Consider the following 16762-nt stretch of genomic DNA (forward strand, 5'->3'; position numbering starts at 1 on the left):
TACTCCACCCACGAAGGATCCGACGCATGAATCGCCGCACCCTCCCAGTCCTGACCATCCTCGCCGCCAGCTTGATGAGCGCCTCCGTCCTTGCCGCCAGCCCCGGCAACGATCCGGCCGCGCTCGCGAAGATCCGCGATGCCGCGATGCAGAGCGACTATGCCTGGGAGCGCATGGCGGACATGACCGACCTGATCGGTCCGCGCCTGTCCGGTTCGCCGGGCGCCGCCGCCGCCGTGACCCAGGTGGCGGAGGCGATGCGCAAGCTCGGCGCCAAAGTGACGCTGCAACCGGTCAAGGTCCCGCACTGGGTGCGCGGCCAGGAGACCGGCGAACTGGTCGCATACAGCGGCCGTCCGGACGGCATCACCCAGCGCGTCGTGCTGACCGCCCTCGGCGGTTCCGGCGCGACCCCGGCCGCGGGCCTGACCGCGCAGGTGGTGGTGGTGAAGGGCTTCGATGAACTGAAGGCGCGCGCGGGCGAAGTGAAGGGCAGGATCGTCCTCTTCGACGTCGCGTTCGATCAGCACCAGGCCGACCGCGGCCTGGCCGGCCAGGCCTACGGACAGGCGTCGGCCTACCGCCGCGACGGCCCGCGCATGGCGGCCGAGATGGGCGCCGTGGGCGCGCTGGTGCGCTCGGTGGGCGGCGCCAGCTACCGCCTGCCGCATACCGGCTCGACCGGCCTGCAGGACAATGCACGCATCCCGGCCGCGGCGGTCACCGCGGAGGACGCAATGCTGATGAGCCGCCTGGCCAAACGCGGCCCCTTGAGCATGCGCCTGGTGCTCACGCCCAAGACCTTGCCGGACGCCGACAGCTATAACGTGATCGCCGACCTGCCGGGCACCGACAAGGCCGACGAGATCGTCATCGTGTCCGGTCACCTCGATTCCTGGGACCTGGCCACCGGCGCCCACGACGATGCCGCCGGCGTCGCCAGCGCGATGGCCGTGCTCGAGACCCTGAAGAAGCTCGACTACCGTCCGCGCCGCACCATCCGCATGATCGCCTGGATGAATGAGGAGAACGGGACCCGCGGTGCGCGCGGCTACCTGGCCGCCGAGCAGGCCAATGCCGAGAAGCACATCGGTGCGATCGAGAGCGACAATGGCGCCGGCCGCCCCTTCGGCCTGCGCACCAGCGTGCCGGCCAACATGACCAAGCTGTTCGCCCCGCTGCAGGCCGCCCTGCAGCCGATCGGCGCGGGTGTGCTGCGGCGCGAGGACGCGCTGTCCACGGGCGATCTGTCCGGCCTGGAGCGCGCCGGCGTGCCGAGCTTCGCGCCGCTCATCGACACCTCGAGCTATTTCGACTACCACCACACGCCGGCCGATACGCTCGACAAGGTCGACCCGGACCACCTGCGCCGCCACGTGGCGCTGATGGCCGCGACGAGCTGGTTCCTGGCCAATATCGAGCAGCCGATCGGCCGCGCGAATGTCCCGGAGCGTTGAGCCGCGCAGGCAGCCCGCGCGGGATCAGGGAATGGGGATGCGCCGTACCGCACGCGCGTGTCCCCGGTAGGGCCTGCCGTAGATGGTCTGGATGCCGCTGGCGAAATTCTGGCCCCAGACCAGCTGGGTGCGCGTTTCGTGCGGTTCGCTCGACCAGTACCAGCTGCGTTCGAAATTGCCGCGCGCATTCGCGAACAGCAGCGCCAGCTCACGCCGGGTCGGCAGCACGCCACCCTGGGACGAAGCCCAGTCGGCGGCCGTCGGCCAGCTGACGTCGGCGGCTTCGCCCGGCAGCAGGATCAGGTGGTAGTCGGGTTCGTCCTTGCCCAGGATGAGACCGGCATAGGTTTCGCCTTCTTGCAGGGTGGCCCTGACTTGCATGTATTCGCCCATTTAACACGTCCCTCGGTTTGGTCACAGTCTGTATGAGACTGGTCGGGAACGGTGTTGGTTGCGGCCTGGGCTTCGATCTAGATCATGCCTGTGTTTAGTTTCTTGCGAGTGAGTGCCTTTAGGATCGAGTTTATTCGGGCATCGGCAGGGCCATCTGCGGGTCCTGGACGCCGGCCCGGTTCACGGCGGGCGTCACCTTGTACCACTCGAAGGCCTCAGGGGGCAGGGCGGCGCGGCGCGCCAGCTCCAGTGCCTGTTCGGTCGACAGGGAAGGATCCAGCCACAGTTCGGCATCGGCGGCCTCGACGACCACGGGGCGGCGGTCATGGATGTCGAGCATGCCTTCGCCGGCGGCGTCGGTGACGATCACGAAACCGGCCTCGGCGCGGTTCTCCTTGAAGCCGCCGAAATTGGCCAGGGCCAGCATGAACAGGGGCGCGCGGTCGCGCCGGTGGATGTGCCAGGGCTGCTTCGCGCCTTTCTCGCCGGTCCACTCGTACCAGCCCTCGGCCGGCACGATGGCGCGCCCGTTCTTCAGCATGCCGCGCCAGTAGCGGTTGTCCAGCTTGTCGAGGCGCGCATTGATCGTGATCGGCACCTTGCCCTCGGCCCAGCGCGCGCGGTAGCTCCAGAACACGTCGTCGATGCGGCGCTCGCCATCCTGCAGGTGCATGAGGGGGCGGTAGCTGCCAGGAGAAACATTCCAGGCAGGCGTGGATTCGCTGTCGTAGACCGCGTCGGTCCAGCCGAAGACGCCGGCGTAGTAACGAGCCGTCTGGCTCTGGTCAAATCGTCCGCACATGGGCGCATGGTAGCGCAGGCGCGCGCGGGGTGCGGCACGGTAGCGCGGCAGTGGAATCTTCAGGAGGTGGCGCGCAATGGTATGCTCGCGCCTGACCCGTTTCAAGAATGAACGCAGAGGAGAAGAGGTATGGCAACTGGCTGGTGGAGCGTCCTGAAAACCGTGCCGTGGAGCGAAGTGATCAATGCCGCGCCGCAAGTCGCGACCGGCGCGCGCAGGCTGTGGGACACGGTGGCGCGCAAGTCGGGCACGGCCCCCGGCCCGGCGATGGAGGCGCAGCCTGAAGAGAACCTGTTCGGCACGCTGGTGCTGCGCGTCGAGAAGAACGAGTCGAACCTGGCCGACCTGCGCACCCAGATGCTGCAGGCATCGGAGATCATCGCCAACCTGGCCGACCAGAACGCCCAGCTGATCGCCAAGATGGAGCTGGCGCGCACCCGGCTGCTGTGGCTGGGCATGGCGACCGGTGTCTCGTCCATCCTCGCCCTGGTGGCGCTGGGCGTCATCCTGGCGCGCACCTGAAAGTGTTGACATGAAAGCCGTACTGATCCTGGCGACGCTGTTCGTCTTCATCTCGATGCTGCTGAACGCGGCGCGTCGCAAAGGCAAGCTGAACGAAGATGCCAACCGGGCCGTGGCCGGGCTGGCTTCGTCGATGCGCATTTTTGTGTACGGGCTGCTGTTTTTCGTCGCAATCGTATGCGTCGCCGTTGCCTGGCAGAGCTTGAAGGCGGGCGCTTGAAAGGCGTTGCCTGGCAAATGTCCGATCAGTCTGACAGACGCGCGGGAAGAACTGGCGCTTGTAGCGCCAAAGAGAAGCCCGATCTTGGTATCGTTCTCTGGTGGATAGTTCCACCTCTCTCCGCGTGTCTCCAACTCAGTGTTGACTGAGTCTTCAGGCCGCTGTCCCACGGACAGCGGCCCTTTTTTTGCCGGTCAGGTTGAACATGCAACGTTGCACTTTCGACCCTGTCGAGCCGACCATATGCTAGAATCCTGCCCGCTGCCCCGATGGTGAAACTGGTAGACACCCGGGACTTAAAATCCCGTGCTCGTGAGGGCGTGCCGGTTCGATCCCGGCTCGGGGCACCAGTATTGACGCCAACTGGCGACAATACGGTATTGAGGCAGCGCACCCCATCCTTGCCGTCGTCTTCGGCCCCCGGCCTCCTTTCGGTGTCCGGATTCCCTCCTCTGTCGACTCATCCATTGGTCCTCCCGCCGGGATGGTGTAGCATGCCGGTCGGCGCTCCAATTCATGGCGCCGCAGCAAGAGGACAAGAATTGAACATCATTATCAATGACGAACTGCGTGCCTTCGTCGACCCGCTTACCGACATCGAATACGCCGCGCTGGAGCGCAGCCTCCTCGCCGAGGGATGCCGCGACGCGCTGGTCCTGTGGCGCGATACCCTGATCGACGGTCATAACCGCTACGAGATCTGCCAGAAGCACGGCATTCCCTTCCGCACCGTCCACAACAACAACTTCGCCTCGCTCGAGGACGTGATGCTGTGGATGATCGACAACCACCTGGCGCGCCGCAGCGTCTCCGACTTCCAGCGCGGCGTGCTGGCCCTGAAGAAGAAGGAAATCGTCACGGCGCGCCTGGCCGAGAAGATGGCCGAGCAGCCGCCCGAGCCGGAAGCCGACGACATGGACTCGCGCCCGCCGCCGCCCTGGAACACGCGCGAGGAAATCGCCAAGGCTGCGCGCGTCTCGGCCAATACCATCAGCCAGATCGAACGCATCCAGAAGGCTGCGACGCCGGAGCTGCGCGAAGCGGTGCGCACCGGCGCCATCTCGATCAATGCGGCCGCGAACGTGGCGCAGCTCTCCGAAGAGGAGCAGAAGGCGGCCGTCGCCGGCGGACGCAAGGAGCTGCAGCAGGCCGCCCGCCAGGTGCGCGAGCAGAAGCAGGCGGCCCGTCCGAAAAAGGAAACGGTCCCGGTCGATCCCGAGGACGAGCGCGCCGCCCTGCGCGCCGAGGTGGCCAATCTGAAGGACCGCGTCGCAACCCTGCTGACCGAAAACGAAGTCCTGAAGCAGAAACTGGTGCACGCCGGCCTGGCTTGAGGCGATAACAAGAACGAAGGAGACCCGCATGATCGACACCCGCCGCATCCTCCCGACCATCCTGGCCGCCGCCCTGGGCGCCGCCGTGCCGGCGATGGCCTTCGGCGCCGCGCCCGCCGTGCAGCAGGCCCCAGGCAAGGCGGAGCTGGCCCGCTGGAAGAAGACCGCGGCGCGGGTGACCATCATGCGCGACAAATGGGGCATCCCCCACGTCTTCGGCAAGCGTGACGCCGATGCGGTCTTCGGCTTGCTGTACGCCCAGGCCGAGGACGATTTCAACCGGGTCGAGCTCAACTACATCAATGCGATGGGCCGCCTGGCCGAAGTCGAGGGCGAGAAGGAGGTCTGGCGCGACCTGCGCATGAAGATGTACATCCAGCCCGCCGGCATGCAGGCCAAGTATGCGGCCAGCCCGGCCTGGCTGAAGGAGCTGATGAACGCCTTCGCCGATGGCCTGAACTACTACCTGCACACCCATCCGGAAGTGAAGCCGAAGCTGATCACGCGCTTCGAGCCCTGGATGGCGCTGAGCTTCAGCGAAGGCAGCATCGGCGGCGACATCGAGTCGATCGACCTGAAGGAGCTGGAGCGCTTCTACGGCAAGAACACCCAGGTAGCCACGGCCGCCCGTGATAAAGGTTTCGATGCCGAGCCGCGCGGTTCCAACGGTTTCGCGATTGCACCCAAGCTCTCGAGTACGGGCAATGCGCTCCTCTTGATCAACCCGCACACCTCCTTCTACTTCCGCCCGGAAGTGCACATGGTGAGCGAGCAGGGGCTGAACGCCTACGGCGCCGTGACCTGGGGCCAGTTCTTCATCTACCAGGGTTTCAACGAGAAGACCGGCTGGATGCATACCTCAGGCGGCGGCGACGTCATTGACGAATACCTGGAAACCGTCGTTGAGCGCGACGGCAAGTTCTTCTACAAGTACGGCAAGGAAGAGCGCCCGGTGCGCGCCGCGCCGGTGACGCTCCCCTATAAAACCCCATCCGGCGCGATGGCCAGCAAGACCATCACCGCCTACTTCACCCACCACGGTCCGATCGTGCGCGCGGTGGATGGCAAGTGGGTCGCCGTGAAAATGATGGACGAGCCGCTCAAGGCCCTGACCCAGTCCTATAGCCGCACCAAGGCGCGCGACTACAATGCCTTCTACAAGGCCATGGAGCTGCGCACCAATTCCTCGAACAACACGGTGTATGCGGATGCGAAGGGGAATATCGCCTACTTCCACGGCAACTTCATCCCGAAGCGCGATCCGAAGTTCGACTGGACCAAGCCGGTCGACGGCAGCACCCCGGCTACCGAGTGGCAGGGCCTGCATGCGATCAAGGACACCATCACCCTGTTCAACCCGGCCAGCGGCTACATCTCGAACACCAACAACTGGCCTTTCAGTTCTTCCGGCGCCAGCAGCCCGAAGCGCGAAGCCTGGCCCGACTATATGTGGTCGCTGCCCGAGAATGCGCGCGGCCGCCACGCCGAGCGCGTGCTCAAGGATGCCAAGGGCTTCACCCTCGACAGCCTGATCGCCGCCGCCTACGACAGCCACCTGACCGCCTTCGAGCCCCTGGTGCCGCAGCTGCTGAAGGACTACGAGGCCCTGCCGGCGGACGATCCGCGCAAGGCGGCGCTTGCCGAGCAGGTAGCAAGCCTGCGCGGCTGGGACCTGCGCTATGGCGTCGCATCGGTACCGACCTCGCTTGCGATCTACTGGGGCCAGGACATGGTCGCGAAGAACGCGCCGCGCGCCCGCGCCCAGGGCACGCCGGTGGTCGATTTCATCACGCACAGCCTGAACGCCGAGGAACGCCTCGCTTCGCTTCAGCGCGCCAGCGAGAAACTCACGAGCGACTTCGGCACCTGGAAGACGCCATGGGGCGAGATCAACCGCTTCCAGCGCATCAGCGGCGACGTCGACCAGCAGTACGACGACAGCAAGCCGAGCTTCCCGGTCGGCTTCGCTTCCGCCAACTGGGGCTCGCTGGCCTCCTTCGGCATGGTAGCCAAGCAGAAGACCAGGCGTATCTACGGCGACCGCGGCAACAGCTTCGTGGCCGTGGTGGAGTTCGGCCCGAGGGTGCGCGCCAAGAGTATCCTCGCGGGCGGCAACAGCAACAACCCGGCCTCGAAGCACTTCGCCGACCAGGCGGAAATGTACAGTCGCGGCGAGTTCAAGGACGTGCTGTTCTATAAGGAAGACATCGAGAAGCACCTCGAGCGCAAATACCACCCGGGCATGTAAGCAATGAACGAGCGGGAGAAAATGCTGGCGGGGCTGCCGTATCGTGCCGGCGCCCGCGAGCTGGTGGCCCAGCAACAGGCCACTTCAGCTGCATCATCCTCGACGTCGCGCCGGTAGAGATCGGCGACGACGCCGTCATCGGGGCCGGCAGCGTCGTCACCCACGATGTCGCGGCCGGTAACCGGGTGGCCGGTAACCCCGCCCGTCCGCACGAGGATTGATGCCCGGCCCACTGGTGCTGGCTGGAACTCGCTTGTTATAATCGGCAATTAACTTCGTGTGCGCAGGGCAGGGCCGTGGCAAAACTCTATTTCAGGTATTCGGCGATGAACGCCGGCAAATCGACCTCCCTCTTGCAGGTCGCGCACAACTACGAAGAGCAGGGCCAGCAGGTCAAGCTGTACACGGCGGCCATCGACAACCGCTACGGCGTCGGCCTGATCACCTCCCGTTTGGGGCCGCAGCGCCAGGTCGACCTGTTCGATGGCGACACCAATTTCCTGAACGACGCCCCGCAGGTCGCCTGCATCCTGGTCGACGAAGCGCAATTCCTCACCACGCTCCAGGTGCAGCAGCTGCACCAGGTGGCGCAGGTGCGCGGCATTCCCGTCATCTGCTACGGCCTGCGCAGCGACTTCCGCGGCGCACCTTTCCCCGGCTCGGCCTATCTGCTGGCGCTGGCCGACGACATCGAAGAAATCAAGAACATCTGCACCTGCGGCAAGAAGGCGACCATGAATATCCGCGTCGACCCCGAAGGCCGCCGTATCCGCGAGGGCGAGCAGGTCAGTATTGGCGGCAACGAGAGTTACCGCCAGGCCTGCGGCCGCTGCTTCTACGCGGCGTAACACCGGTGCCGGCCGGCTGCACGACCTGGCTGCCGGCCGCCGCCTGCGCCGGCGGCGACATGTTGCTCTACCTGATTCCCTCGGCAGCGCTGGCGCTGCTCCTGTGGATCGCGTCGGGCGCTCATCCCTTCTTCTTTCTCTTCACCGCCGCCGGCACCCTGTGCCATGAGCTCGCCCATTTCTCGGTGGGCCTCCTGACCAATGCCGAACCGGTCGGCATGAGTATCCTTCCGCGAAAGATCAGGAAACCGGGCAAGGGACACAACTGGGAGCTGGGCTCCGTCAGCTTCGCCAACCTGCGCTGGTACAACGCCGCGCCCGCCGCATTGGCGCCGCTGCTCATCCTGGCCTTGCCCTTCGGCGTGGCCTGGTGGCGCACCCGCCACGGTTGGGTGTTCGAGCCGGTCGACCTGCTGCTGACCTTCATCCTCGCGCCGCAGTTCCTGTCCTTCTGGCCATCGCCGGTGGACTGGCGCCTGGCGGCGCGGTCCTGGCCTTGGATTCCCATCGGAATCATTGCGGTGGTGACCGGCATGTATGGAAGCCAACTGCTCGCTATTGCCAAAGGATGAATGCCGGCTTATGCCAGCCTTAAGCTTTGTAAGGTTGCATCGGAAAAGCCTACAAGCTGGCTCTGCCTCCTTGTACCTTCCTGTAGAATGGGCCACGAAGGGCGTATTGTCCGGCACAGGGCCGGAAGCGCCAGGCATCAAGTGTTCCCCGATTCGGAGAGACGACCAATGAAGAAACATCATCTGTTCATGGCCGCAATGGCCTTTGCCATGTCGGCCCATGTGGTCACCGCGCAGCCGGAGAAGGTCGCCGCCGTGGCCCCGGCGAAGGCCGCTGCAACGGCGGCCGGTCCGCTCCAGATGAAACCGCTCGCCGAGCAGACCCAGGCCGCGCTCTGGGCCTCGCGCGTCCTTGGCCGCTACCACTACAAGGCGACGCCGCTCGACGACGCGATGTCGGTGAAGATCTTCGACAACTATTTCGAGAACCTGGACAGCGAGAAGCTGTACTTCGTCCAGGCGGACATCGACGGCTTCGCTCCGCTGCGCACCAAGATGGACGATGCGATCAACAACGAGAACCTGTCGGCCCCGTTTGCGATCTACAACCTCTACCAGCAGCGCTTTACCGAGCGCATGAACTACGCGCGCCAGCTGCTCAAGACCAAGCCGGACTTCACCCTCGACGAGACGCTCGAACTCGACCGTGAAAAGTCGCCGTGGGCGAAGAACGAGGACGAGGTGCGCGAACTGTGGCGCAAGCGCGTCAAGAACGACTGGCTGCGCCTGAAGCTGGCCGGCAAGGATGAGAAAGCCATCCGCGAGACGCTCGACAAGCGTTACGAGAACTACGTTACCCGCATCCGCAAGCTCAACAACGAAGACGTGTTCCAGATGTTCATGAACGCGTACGCCACCGCGATCGAGCCGCACACCAACTATCTGGGCCCGCGCTCGGCCGACAACTTCGATATCGCCATGCGCCTGTCGCTGGAGGGCATCGGCGCCGTGCTGCAGTCGCGCGACGAGTACACCGTGATCCGCGAGATCGTGCCGGGCAGCCCGGCTGCGCTGTCGGGCAAGCTGAAGGTCGGCGACAAGATCGTCGGCGTGGCGCAGGGCAACGGTCCGTTCACCGACGTGCTCGGCTGGCGCATCGACGACGTCGTGCAGCTGGTGCGCGGCGAGAAGAACACCACCGTGCGCCTCGATGTGCTGCCCGGCGACGCCGGCCCCGACGCCAAGCACGTCACCGTCTCCATGGTGCGCAAGAAGATCAGCATGGAAGAGCAGGCCGCCAAGAAGTCGATCATCGAAGTCAAGGATGGCGCCTTCAAGCGTCGCGTCGGTGTGATTTCGCTGCCGACCTTCTACCTCGACTTCGAGGGCCGTCGCCGTGGCGACAAGGACTACCGCAGCGCCACCCGCGACGTGGCCCGCATCCTCAACGAACTCAAGAAAGAGAAAGTCGACAACGTCCTGATCGACCTGCGCAACAACGGCGGCGGTTCGCTGACGGAAGCCATCGAACTGACGGGCCTGTTCATCGACAAGGGCCCGGTGGTGCAGCAGCGCGACGCCACCGGCCGCGTCGAGATCGAGGCCGACACCCAGGCCGGCCTGGCCTGGGACGGTCCGATGGGCGTCCTGATCAACCGCGGCTCGGCCTCTGCCTCGGAAATCTTCGCGGCGGCGATCCAGGACTATGGCCGCGGCCTGGTGATCGGCGAGCCGAGCTTCGGCAAGGGCACGGTCCAGACCCTGATCGACCTCGACCGCTTCGCGCCGGGCGAGAAGGTGCGCTATGGCGAGCTGAAGATGACGATCGCCCAGTTCTTCCGCATCAACGGCGGCACCACCCAGCTGCGCGGCGTGACCCCGGACATCAAGCTGCCCCAGCTGTCCGACATGGAAAGCTTCGGCGAATCGTCCTATAACAATGCCTTGCCCTGGGTGGCGATCAAGCCGGCTTCCTACACGGCGGCAGGCGACCTGAAGGAACTGATCGGCCCGCTCCAGCAGCGTCACGAGGCGCGCATCGCCAAGGACAAGGAGTTCCAGTTCCTCAAGGAAGACATCGACGAAGTCCTCAAGCTGCGCAAGGAAAATGCGATCTCGCTGAACGAAGCCGTGCGCCGCAAGGAACGCGATGCCCAGGACGCCCGCGCCAAGCTGCGTGAAGCGCGCCTGGCGGGCGCCACCGGTACCGCGACCGACGAGCCTGCCGCAGCCCCGGGTGGCAAGGAGGCGCGCGGCAAGGTGCCGGAGCCGACCAAGCCGGCCAAGGCGGTGACGGCCGTACGCGGTGCGCCGCGCCAGGACGACGGTCTGCAGTACGACGAGCGCGACCTGGCGGCGGAAATTGCTGCCGAGAAGGCGGCCAAGGATGCCAAGGATATCTTCCTGCAGGAAGCGGCCAACATCCTCGCCGATGAGGTGGGCATGCTGCGTACCGACACCCGCATGGCTTCGCGCGCCATGCCCTATATGGCGGCGCCACGCGCCGGTAACTGATCGGCAGCAGGGGCGGGCGCTCCTGCAGGACAAGAATGGCCAGGTCTGCTGTTGCAGCCTGGCCATTTTTATTGCATAAAATGTTTCTCAAAAATTGTGGCTTTGATCACGCACGCGTGCCGTTTATCTTGGCGCATGATCACCTCGAGTAGGATTGTTCCTACTGATTTACGCGGATTTTTCCGACTCTCCTACCCCGCGCACGGTTGAGTTACGCGAAATATTGCCTTTTTTTTACTTGTGATAGGATAACTCTACGGTTGTAAGAACAACAATTTCACACCATCCAAGGAGTTAATATCATGGCAATTCGTCACGTCGCTGCAGCTGCCCTCATGGTTTGCGCCAGTGTCGCTCACGCTGATCCGCTCTCGGCCACGTCGGCGCCGGCCACCAGCTTCCTGAACAACTGGACCACCGGTAATGGAACCAATGTGCTGGGATCCGGCGTCCTCGGTGGCAGCCTGAACCTCGTCGGCGGCGTGTCGTACGGCAGCGGGGCGAGCGATGCCAGCCTGACCGATGTCCTGATGGGCAAGGCTTCCGCCAATCTCGGCCAGGTCGACGGCCAGACCCAGCTGTTCTTCTCGCGCGGCGTCGAGGGCACTTACCTGCTGGCCGCCGGCAACGGCATCCTGGCGGCAACGCTGGGCGACGGCAAATCGGTGATCGGCACCGCGAATGGCGCGCTGATCGTGGACGGCGTCGACAAGGCGCCCGGCATGGGCGGCGGCGGCGGTGGCGGTGGCGGTGGCGGCGGCGCTTCTAACGGCGGTTCAAGTGGATCGAATGGCGCCAACGGCACGGATGGTTCCAACGGCTCGAATGGTTCCAACGGCTCGGACGGCTCGAATGGTTCCAACGGCTCGAATGGTTCGAACGGTTCGAACGGCTCGAACGGTTCGAATGGCTCCAACGGCTCCAACGGCTCGAATGGCAATGGAAACGGACAGGCGCAGTTGCCTGTTCAGGACGTGGCCGACCCAGCCGAAGTCCCGGAGCCGTCGAGCATCGCCCTGATGCTTGCCGGTATGCTGGGCGCGGGCGCGCTGACCCGCCGCCGCAAGCACTGATATCCTCCCTCGGCGGGACCATGAGCGCTCCGCCAGCCTGCGCATTGCGGTCATTTCCCGCTTGGCAGCGAGTTCAATTCCTGTACAATCCTTGTGAACGGTCGTGCTTTTTCTGGCGATCGAATAACAAGGAGACGACATGGACCTGCACTACTCGGACGGGGACCTGGCCTTTCGCGACCAGGTCCGCGCCTTCCTCGATTCCCATCTACCCGAAGACCTGCGCGCCAAGGTGCTGGGCCACCTGCGGCTGAGCAAGGACGACTTCGTCCGCTGGCACCGCATCCTCGCCAAACAGGGCTGGGTCGCTCCCGGCTGGCCGGTCGAATTCGGCGGCCCCGGCTGGACGCCGGTACAGCGCCACATCTTCGAGGAGGAGTGCGCCCGCGCCGGCACGCCGCGCGTGATGCCCTTCGGGATCGACATGGTGGCGCCCGTGATCATGGCCTTCGGCTCCCAGGAACAGAAGGACTTCTTCCTGCCGCGCATCCTGTCCTGCGAAGACTGGTGGTGCCAGGGCTATTCCGAACCCGGCTCCGGGTCCGACCTGGCTTCGCTCAAGACCACGGCGGTTCGAGGTGTGGACGATGAGGGCGAGCACTACATCGTCAACGGCCAGAAAACCTGGACCACGCTGGCCCAGCACGCCGACATGATCTTCTGCCTGGTCCGCACCGACAGCTCGGTGCGCAAGCAGGAGGGCATCTCCTTTCTCCTGATCGACATGCATTCGCCCGGGATCACGGTGCGCCCGATCATCATGCTCGACGAAGACCACGAGGTGAACGAAGTCTTCTTCGACAATGTCCGCGTTCCCGTCGCCAACCTGGTGGGCCAGGAGAACCGGGGCTGGACCTATGCCAAATACCTGCTCGGCCACGAACGCACCGGCATCGCCGCCGTCGGCCGCAGCAAGCGCGAGCTGGCCTTCCTCAAGCGCCTGGCGCGCCGCGAGCAGAAGAACGGCCGTCCGCTGCTGGAAGACCCGCTGTTCGCCGCGAAGGTCGCCGACCTCGAGATCGAGCTGATGGCGCTCGAGATGACGGTGTTGCGCGTGCTGGCCCAGGCCAGCAAGTCGCCGGGGCCGGAAGCCTCGCTGCTGAAGGTGCGCGGCACCGACATCCAGCAGATGCTCACCGAACTGATGCTGGAAGCGGCGGGCCCGATGGCGCTGCCTTTCGACCCGGCCTTCCTGGAGGGAGAAGAGGAGCACAGCGCGGCCGGCGACGACCTGGCGGCGCCGCTCGCCTCGTACTACTTCAACTACCGCAAGACCTCCATCTACGGGGGCTCGAACGAGATCCAGCGCAACATCATCACCCAGATGATCCTGGGCCTGTGAGGAGGACACGATGAACTTCAACTACAAGGAAGAGCAGCAGCAGTTCGCCGACGCGCTCAAGCGCTGGATCGGGCGCGACTACGGTTTCGAACAGCGCCGCGCCATCGTCGCCTCCGACAAGGGCGTGTCCGACACGGCCTGGGCGACCCTCGCCGAACTGGGCATGACGGCCTTGCCGGTACCGGAAGCCCAGGGCGGCTTCGACGGCGGCGCCGTCGACCTCTTCGTCGTCATGCGCGAACTGGGCCGCGGCCTGGTCGTCGAACCCTACTTCGCCACGGTGCTCGGCGCCCATTTCCTCAAGCTGGGCGGCAAGCACGCCGATCTGCTCGAGCAGGTGGCCACGGGCGAACTGAAGCTGGCCTGCGCGCTGGGAGAGCGCCAGTCGCGCCACGAACTGCGCGACATCGCGACCCGCGCCGAAGCGAGTGGCGGGGGCTGGCGCCTGAGCGGCGAGAAGAAGGCCGTCATCCATGGCGCCGAAGCCGATGTGCTGATCGTGTCCGCGCGCAGCAGCGGCGGGCAGTGCGAGGAGGCGGGCATCAGCCTGTTCGTGCTGCCGCGCGATACCCCCGGCGTGCACGTGAGCGGCTACCGCACCCTGGACGGCCTGCGCGCCGCCGACGTGCGCTTCGATGGGGTCGAAGTGCCGGCTGCGGCGCTGCTCGGCCAGGCCGGCAACGGCTGGAACATCCTCGAAGCGGGCGCGGACTATGGCGCGGGCCTCTTGTGCGCCGAGGCGCTCGGCGCGATGGAAGCGCTGTTCGACGCCACCCTCGACTACCTCAAGACGCGCCAGCAGTTCGGCGTCCCGATCGGCAAGTTCCAGGCCCTGCAGCACCGCATGGCCGACATGTACATCCACCTGGAGCAGGCGCGCTCGATGGCGCTACTGGCGGCCGTCAAGCTCGATGGCGACGACGGGGACGAGCGCCGCCGCGTGGTCTCCGCCGCCAAGTACCGGGTGGGCCAGGCGGCCCGCTTCATCGGCCAGCAGGCGGTGCAGCTGCATGGCGGCATGGGCGTCACCGACGAACTCGCGGCCGCCCACTACTTCAAGCGCCTGTCGATGATCGAACTCACCCTGGGCGACCGCGATCACCACCTGGCGCGCTTCATCGCCGCCCCAGGCTTCCAGGGGGCGGCGTGAAGGAAGAACGCAAGCACTTTTACTTCGAGGACTTCTTCGTCGGCCAGGAGATCGACCTCGGCGCGCGCACCGTGAGCGAGGAAGAAATCATCGCCTTCGCCCGCGCGTTCGATCCTCAGCCCTTCCACGTCGACCGCGCGGCGGCTGAAGCCTCGATCTACGGCGGCGTGATCGCCAGTGGCTGGCATACCTGCAGCATGATGATGCGCATGGTCGTCGACGGCCTGATGTGCAGCGCCTCGAGCATGGGTTCGCCCGGCCTTGAGGGCGTGCGCTGGCTGAAACCCCTGCGCGCCGGCGACACGCTCCGGGTGCGCTACCTGACGACAGGGGTCAAGGCCTCGAACTCGAAGCCGGACCGCGGTGTCGTGTGGTCCAAGTGGGTGGCGAGCAACCAGCACGGCGAAGAGATCTGCACCATCGAGGGCATGGGCATGTTCGGCCGGAGGCCACAGGGAGGCGGCAATGCCTGAGCGCCTGCCCTTCGACAAGCTGCCCGGGCTGGTGGGCCAGGAGATCGCCGTCTCCGACTGGTTCCTGGTCGACCAGGCGCGCATAGGCGGGTTCGCCGACGCCACCGAGGACCGCCAGTGGATCCACGTCGACCCCGAGCGCTGCGCGCGCGAGTCGCCGTTCGGGGCGCCCGTTGCGCACGGTTTCCTGACGCTGTCGCTGCTGCCCGCCATGCTCGAGAACGCGATCCTGATCGAGGGCATGCGCATGGGTCTGAACTACGGACTGAACAAGGTCCGCTTTCCCGCGCCGCTGCCGGCGGGCACCCGAGTGCGCGGACGCTGGACCCTGGCGGCGGCCGAGCCGATCGAGGGCGGCGTCCAGCTCACGTGGGCGGTGACGGTGGAGAGCGAAGGAGGCGGCAAGCCCGTGTGTGTTGCCGACTTCCTCGTCCGCGCGTATGTGTAGGGTGGGCGGCTGTACTCGGCGGCCCGGGTATTCGCGCATCTGACGCCGCCCACGCGTTCAACCGGCCCGAGAATAGTCGTTCTGTCTGCTCGCAAACGCGTTGAACGCGTGGGCGGCCTCCGGTCAGCTGGCGGATCGCAGCGAAGGGTGGAGCCGCCCACCCAACGGATCCCTCAGCCTTTCGCTGGTGCGTACTTCGCCAGCTCCAGCTTGGCAATCGCATTGCGATGCACCTCGTCCGGGCCGTCGGCCAGGCGCAGGGTGCGGTTGCCGGCCCACTGGTAGGCGAGCGGGAAGTCCTCGGACACGCCCGCCGCGCCGTGGGCCTGGATCGCCCAGTCCAGCACGTCCTGCGCCACGGTCGGCGCCAGCACCTTGATCATCGCGATCTCGGCCTGGGCGTGCTTGTTGCCGACCGTGTCCATCATATAGGCGGTTTTCAGGGTCAGCAGGCGGGCCGTGTCGATGCGGATGCGCGCTTGGGCGATGCGCTCGCGCCACACGCCCTGTTCCGAGATCTTTCGTCCGAAGGCGACGCGGCTGTCGAGGCGCCGGCACATCAGTTCCAGCGCCCGTTCTGCCACGCCGATGGCGCGCATGCAGTGGTGGATGCGGCCCGGCCCCAGGCGTCCCTGCGCGATCTCGAAGCCGCGGCCTTCGCCCAGCAGCAGGTTCGCGGCGGGCACGCGCACGTTCTCGAACAGGATCTCGCAGTGGCCATGCGGCGCGTCGTCGTAGCCGAAGACGGGCAGGGGACGCACGATGGTGATGCCGGGCGTGTCGGCGGGGACCACGATCATCGACTGCTGCTGGTGGCGGGCCGCGTCTGGATCGGTCTTGCCCATCACGATGAAGACCTTGCAGCGCGGGTCGCCGGCGCCCGAGATCCACCATTTGTGGCCGTTGATGATGTAGTCGTCACCCATGCGCTCGATGCGGGTGGCGATATTGGTCGCGTCCGACGATGCCACGTCCGGCTCGGTCATCGCGAAGGCCGAGCGGATCTCGCCGCTCAGCAGCGGCTCGAGCCAGGTGTTCTTGATCTCCTCGGAAGCGTAGCGCTCCAGGGTTTCCATATTCCCCGTGTCCGGCGCCGAGCAGTTGAAGACCTCGGGCGCCCACGGCACGCGGCCCATGATCTCGCACAGCGGCGCATAGTCGAGGTTGGACAGGCCCTCGGGGGCCCTGGCCGACTTCGGCAGGAACAGGTTCCAGAGGCCGGCTTCGCGGGCCAGCGGTTTCAGACGCTCGATCAGCGCCAGGGGCAGCCAGCGCGTGCCCTTGTCGCGTGCATTGGCCGCGATCTCCTCATTGAAGGCGCGTTCGTTGGGGTAAATGTGCTCGTCCATGAAGGCGAGCAGGCGCGCTTGCAGTTCCCTGCAACGCTCCGAATAGGCGAAATCCATGTGCGTGTCCTTGGGTGAAG

Annotated in this window: 16 protein-coding genes and 1 tRNA gene; 14 read left to right on the top strand and 3 right to left on the bottom strand. The window is 65.8% G+C overall.

The window, feature by feature from the left end:
* Window positions 1-26 precede the first annotated feature (26 nt).
* A complete protein-coding gene (locus ACQ7JA_RS15285) occupies window positions 27-1457 on the top strand; it encodes a M20/M25/M40 family metallo-hydrolase (protein ID WP_430899165.1) in 1431 nt (476 codons plus the stop codon).
* Between the two features lie 24 nt (window positions 1458-1481).
* On the opposite strand, the gene ACQ7JA_RS15290 is transcribed toward ACQ7JA_RS15285, so the two are convergent.
* Window positions 1482-1838, bottom strand: a complete 357-nt coding sequence (locus ACQ7JA_RS15290) for a DUF1566 domain-containing protein (protein WP_430899167.1) — start codon at window positions 1836-1838, stop codon at window positions 1482-1484.
* 142 nt (window positions 1839-1980) lie between these two features.
* Window positions 1981-2757, bottom strand: coding sequence for an SOS response-associated peptidase (locus tag ACQ7JA_RS15295; RefSeq protein WP_430899169.1), 777 nt, complete (start codon window positions 2755-2757; stop codon window positions 1981-1983).
* A gap of 24 nt (window positions 2758-2781) precedes the next feature.
* Here ACQ7JA_RS15295 and ACQ7JA_RS15300 point away from each other — a divergent pair, with 24 nt between their 5' ends.
* The 13 genes from ACQ7JA_RS15300 to ACQ7JA_RS15360 all read left to right on the top strand — a co-directional run bounded on the left by ACQ7JA_RS15300 (window position 2782) and on the right by ACQ7JA_RS15360 (window position 15336).
* A complete protein-coding gene (locus tag ACQ7JA_RS15300; RefSeq protein WP_430899171.1) occupies window positions 2782-3174 on the top strand; it encodes a hypothetical protein in 393 nt (130 codons plus the stop codon).
* A 10-nt stretch (window positions 3175-3184) separates the two neighbouring features.
* A complete protein-coding gene (locus ACQ7JA_RS15305) occupies window positions 3185-3394 on the top strand; it encodes a hypothetical protein (protein WP_430899173.1) in 210 nt (69 codons plus the stop codon).
* Between the two features lie 263 nt (window positions 3395-3657).
* Window positions 3658-3744 (top strand) — tRNA-Leu (locus ACQ7JA_RS15310).
* A 192-nt stretch (window positions 3745-3936) separates the two neighbouring features.
* Window positions 3937-4728 carry a hypothetical protein gene (locus ACQ7JA_RS15315; protein WP_430899175.1) on the top strand — a complete coding sequence of 264 codons (792 nt, stop codon included), beginning with the start codon at window positions 3937-3939 and terminating at the stop codon, window positions 4726-4728.
* 28 nt (window positions 4729-4756) lie between these two features.
* Entirely contained in the window at window positions 4757-6976 is a 2220-nt protein-coding gene (locus ACQ7JA_RS15320) for a penicillin acylase family protein (protein WP_430899177.1), read from the top strand.
* 296 nt (window positions 6977-7272) lie between these two features.
* Entirely contained in the window at window positions 7273-7824 is a 552-nt protein-coding gene (locus ACQ7JA_RS15325) for a thymidine kinase (RefSeq protein ID WP_430899179.1), read from the top strand.
* Window positions 7825-7829: 5 nt separating this feature from the next.
* Window positions 7830-8396 carry a hypothetical protein gene (locus ACQ7JA_RS15330; RefSeq protein WP_430899181.1) on the top strand — a complete coding sequence of 189 codons (567 nt, stop codon included), beginning with the start codon at window positions 7830-7832 and terminating at the stop codon, window positions 8394-8396.
* Window positions 8397-8564: 168 nt separating this feature from the next.
* Window positions 8565-10850 carry a carboxy terminal-processing peptidase gene (locus ACQ7JA_RS15335; RefSeq protein WP_430899183.1) on the top strand — a complete coding sequence of 762 codons (2286 nt, stop codon included), beginning with the start codon at window positions 8565-8567 and terminating at the stop codon, window positions 10848-10850.
* A gap of 302 nt (window positions 10851-11152) precedes the next feature.
* Window positions 11153-11923, top strand: coding sequence for a PEP-CTERM sorting domain-containing protein (locus ACQ7JA_RS15340; protein ID WP_430899185.1), 771 nt, complete (start codon window positions 11153-11155; stop codon window positions 11921-11923).
* A 139-nt stretch (window positions 11924-12062) separates the two neighbouring features.
* Window positions 12063-13265, top strand: coding sequence for an acyl-CoA dehydrogenase family protein (locus tag ACQ7JA_RS15345; RefSeq protein WP_430899187.1), 1203 nt, complete (start codon window positions 12063-12065; stop codon window positions 13263-13265).
* A 10-nt stretch (window positions 13266-13275) separates the two neighbouring features.
* Window positions 13276-14415, top strand: a complete 1140-nt coding sequence (locus ACQ7JA_RS15350) for an acyl-CoA dehydrogenase family protein (RefSeq protein ID WP_430899189.1) — start codon at window positions 13276-13278, stop codon at window positions 14413-14415.
* A complete protein-coding gene (locus tag ACQ7JA_RS15355; RefSeq protein ID WP_430899191.1) occupies window positions 14412-14888 on the top strand; it encodes a MaoC family dehydratase in 477 nt (158 codons plus the stop codon). Before ACQ7JA_RS15350 ends, ACQ7JA_RS15355 begins: the two co-directional genes overlap by 4 nt.
* Complete coding sequence (locus ACQ7JA_RS15360) at window positions 14881-15336, top strand: MaoC family dehydratase (RefSeq protein ID WP_430899193.1); 456 nt, start codon at window positions 14881-14883, stop codon at window positions 15334-15336. The genes ACQ7JA_RS15355 and ACQ7JA_RS15360 overlap by 8 nt, the downstream gene beginning before the upstream one ends.
* A gap of 173 nt (window positions 15337-15509) precedes the next feature.
* On the opposite strand, the gene ACQ7JA_RS15365 is transcribed toward ACQ7JA_RS15360, so the two are convergent.
* Complete coding sequence (locus ACQ7JA_RS15365) at window positions 15510-16742, bottom strand: acyl-CoA dehydrogenase family protein (protein WP_430899195.1); 1233 nt, start codon at window positions 16740-16742, stop codon at window positions 15510-15512.
* Window positions 16743-16762 lie beyond the last annotated feature (20 nt).

Source organism: Massilia sp. BKSP1R2A-1 (assembly GCF_050586525.1).
GTDB lineage: Bacteria > Pseudomonadota > Gammaproteobacteria > Burkholderiales > Burkholderiaceae_D > Telluria.